3 protein-coding genes are annotated in these 3,674 nt (G+C 64.7%); all 3 read right to left on the reverse strand.

Translation table 11 applies throughout. From position 1 onward, the window contains the following. The coding region (locus tag EN939_RS25060; RefSeq protein WP_164751200.1) for an indolepyruvate ferredoxin oxidoreductase subunit alpha at window positions 1-1,676 on the reverse strand (1,676 nt) is incomplete at its 3' end. A 101-nt stretch (window positions 1,677-1,777) separates the two neighbouring features. Further along, window positions 1,778-2,260 (reverse strand): MarR family winged helix-turn-helix transcriptional regulator, encoded by a 483-nt coding sequence (locus tag EN939_RS25065; RefSeq protein ID WP_127270494.1) that lies wholly within the window; start codon window positions 2,258-2,260, stop codon window positions 1,778-1,780. Next, window positions 2,260-3,674 (reverse strand): phytoene desaturase family protein (locus EN939_RS25070; RefSeq protein WP_164751201.1); only part of this gene is annotated, 1,415 nt, incomplete at its 5' end. The genes EN939_RS25070 and EN939_RS25065, both read right to left, overlap by 1 nt.

Here is a 3,674-nt window from a genome sequence, read left to right on the forward strand (position 1 = left end):
TCATAGGTGCGGTCGACATGGCGCAGCCATTTGACACCCATGCCTTTGACCGCCTCGGTGATCGGATGTTTCGTCGACTTGGTCTTGTTGCCGGCGCGGGACGAGAGGATGTCCTGCCCACCCGTGGCCGCCGAGTAAAAATTGTCGACGATGACGATGACGCCGTCGTTCTTGTTGAAAACCGCATTGCCGATCGAAGAGGTCAGGCCGTTGTGCCAGAAGCCGCCATCGCCGACGAAGGAGATCGAGCGGCGCTTGGCATCGGGCGAATTGAAGGCTGAGGCGGAGGCCGGGCCCAGGCCATAGCCCATGGTGGTGGCGCCGAGTTCGAAAGGCGGCATGATCGAGAACAAATGGCAGCCGATGTCGGATGCGATATGGTGCTTGCCGAGTTCCTGCTCGACCAGCTTGGTCGCGGCAAAGATCGGCCGTTCCGGGCAGCCTATGCAGAAGCCCGGCGGACGGCCCGGCACGACATTGATCAGGTCGGCTGCGTCGACGCCGTCACCGACCTTGTTGGGCGCGCGCACTTCGCCGGGCAGAAGATGCGGCGCATCGGCGCGCAGGAAGGCGCCGATGCCGTCAAGCATGACCTGGCCGGTGTATTCGCCGGCCATCGGCAGGTACTCCTTGCCGACCAGCCTGGTGCCGCGACCGGCCTTGTGCAGCATCGAAGCAAAGGCCTGTTCGATGTAGTTGGGCTGGCCTTCCTCGACGACCAGCACCGCCTGCTTGCCCTCGCAGAATGACAGGAACTCGTCATCGATCAGCGGATAGACGGCGTTGAGCACATAGAGCGGCACGTCGGTGTCGCCATAAATGTCGGCAAGGCCGAGCCGCTGCAGCGCGCGGATGACCGAATTGTACATGCCGCCCTGCAGGACGATGCCGACCGAACCATGATCCGAGCCGAAGAACTCGTTGATCTTGTTCTTGGCGATGAAGTCCACCGCCGCCGGCCAGCGCTTCTGCACCTTCTCCTTCTCATGCAGGAAGGACGCTGGCGGCAGCACGATGCGGCCGGTGTCGCGGCGCGGTGCGTCAAGCGCATCGGCGACAGTCATCGGCGGCCGTTTGTTGTCCTTGGCGATGAAATGGCCGTGGACGTGGCAGCAGCGGATGCGCACCTGCAGCATGACCGGCGTGTTGGAAATCTCCGACAGTTCGAAACCGTCCTCCACCGCCTTGACGATCGATGGCAGATTGGGGCGCGGGTCGAGCAGCCAGACCTGGCTTTTCATGGCGAAGGCGTGGCTGCGCTCCTGCATGATCGAGGAGCCCTCGCCGTAGTCCTCGCCGACGATGATCAGCGCGCCGCCGGTGACCCCGCCGGAGGCGAGATTGGCGAGCGCATCGGAGGCGACATTGGTGCCGACCGTCGACTTGAAGGTCGCGGCGCCACGGATCGGGTAGTGCACCGAGGCGGCCAGCATGGCGGTGGCGGTGGCTTCCGAGGCGCTCGCCTCGAAATGCACGCCGAGCTCGCCCAGGATATCCTGCGCGTCGGCCAGCACGTCCATCAGATGGCTGATCGGCGCGCCCTGATAGCCGCCGACATAGCCGACGCCGCATTGCAGCAGCGCCTTGGTGATAGCGAGGATGCCTTCGCCGGCAAACTCCTCGCCGGCGCCGAGCCGGAGTTTCTCGACTTCCTTGGCAAAAGACCGTTCGGCCATTTTTTCAATCCTTCCGTTACCGCCTGAGGCTGGCGGCGCGTAGGTCTATCTGCTTGAGCATGACCTCTTCCGAAAACCGGGATCCACTTTTCGGGGTCATGCTAGATGTCGTGCTTGCGAATGTTCTTCAGCATCTTCAAAAGCGTGGCGATGAGTGCGGAATATTCGGCGTCGTCGATGTCGTCGAACATCGCCTCGAAGGCATCGTGCATGGCCGGCCAGGCGCGGGTGAACTCGGCGCGGCCCTCATCGGTCAGGAACACATGGCGGATGCGGCTGTCGGTGACGCCCTGCTCGCGCCGTACCAGACCCTGGCCCTCCAGTGAGTCGAGCGTCCGGCTCAAGGTCGACTGCTCGATCACCGTATAGACCGAGAGGTCGTTGACGGTGATGCCGTCGGTGACCGACAGCACGGCCAGCGTGCGCACCTGCGGAATGGTCAGGCCCTGCTTGCGGAAATCGTCGCGCAAGGTGGCGTTGTAGCGGCCCATGATGCGGTTCATCAGATAGGGCGCGAATTGCTGCAGGCCGATCTGCCCCAGGGTCGAAATGCGCTGGCGCTTCTCAGTGACCTTCTCTTCCATCACAGCCTCCCCGCCAGGAGAAAGCCGGAACCGCCGCCAAGGCCGGCCCCCGGGTGGGTCGAGGCGCCGATATGGTAGAGGCCCTTGATGCCGGTCTGATGGTTGCGGCTGGTCTTGAACGGCCGCCAAAGGAAGGACTGGTCGATGGTCGAGGAACCGCCATAGGGATCGCCGCCGACCAGATTGATGTTCATCGCCTCGAGATCGGCCGGCGAATAGGCGCGCCGCGCAATGACGCTGTCCTTGAAGCCCTCGATATGGCTGGCGAGGATCGCTTCAGCGCGATCGGCATAGGCTTCGCGCAGCACATCGGTCCATTGCCCGTCCGCTGGTGCCTGCAGCTTGCCGGCGGCGTCGCCCTTGATGTGGCGAGGCGCCTCGGGTAGTTGCAGCCAGAGGACCGCCTTGCCTTCCGGGCAGCGCGACGGGTCGAGCGCATGCGGCTGGCCAACACAGATGGTCGGCACCTCCGGCAGCATACCGCGCGCCGCCTCGTTGCAGGCTTTCGAGACGTCATCCAGCCCAGGCGTCAGATGCAGCAGTGCCACCTTGTCCAGGCCTTCGCCCCGCCATGCTGGCGATTTGTCCAGGGCGTAGTGGATCTGGAAATTGCCTTTGCCATAGCGGTATTTCCGCGTCGCCTCGACATCGGCTTTGGGAGCATCCGCGCCAAGCAGCCTGCCATAGAGCTGCGTCGGGGTGACCGAGCAGATGACGCTCTTGTTGGCCGTGATTGTCTCACCCGAGGCCAGCAGCACGCCGGTTGCCCGGCCATTGCTTTGAACGATCGAAGCGACGTCGGCGCCGGTGCGGATGTCGCCGCCGCGTTCCCGGATCAAAGCCTCGAAGGCCGCCAGCAGGTTCTGCGCGCCACCCTTGACGATCGGCGCGCCCGCCGCCTCAAGCGCGAAAGCGATAACCCTGGCGATCTGGCCGGAGAACGCATCTTCAGGGCCTAATCCAGCATGCAGTACCCAGGGTGCCCACAACGCACGGATGGTTTCGGACTGGTAGGTGCTTTCGAGCCAGCCGCGCGCCGGCACGAGTGCCTCGCCGAGAAAGGCGGCAAGGCCACGCGGGCCACGGCGCCAGCCATCACCGGCCAGCAGCTTCGCTGTCGGATAGGACCACAGGCTGCCGCCGAGCAGGCCGAACAGCAGGCCGGCATTGCGCTCGATGCCGCCGACATCATCCGCGTGGCGGTCGCCCTCGCCTGCCGCGATCGCATTAAGGGCGACGACGTTGGCGGCACGGTCGGTGCTGAGCACGGCATGGCTGCCGTCCGGCCGCAGCACGCCGGTCGGCGTTCCCGTGTGGCAGAACTCCAGCCCGTGGCGCGCGAGGTCGGCGCCCAGTGCCGCAAAGGCCGGCGAGGTGATGAACAGCACGAAGGTCGTCGCCATCACGTCATGGA

The organism is Mesorhizobium sp. M7A.F.Ca.CA.002.05.1.1 (genome assembly GCF_003998335.1).
Lineage (GTDB): Bacteria > Pseudomonadota > Alphaproteobacteria > Rhizobiales > Rhizobiaceae > Mesorhizobium.

Bases quoted from the DNA above. Each gene is read 5' to 3' on its own strand.
- EN939_RS25065 (WP_127270494.1), bottom strand. From the start codon at position 2,260: ATGGAAGAGAAGGTCACTGAGAAGCGCCAGCGCATTTCGACCCTGGGG.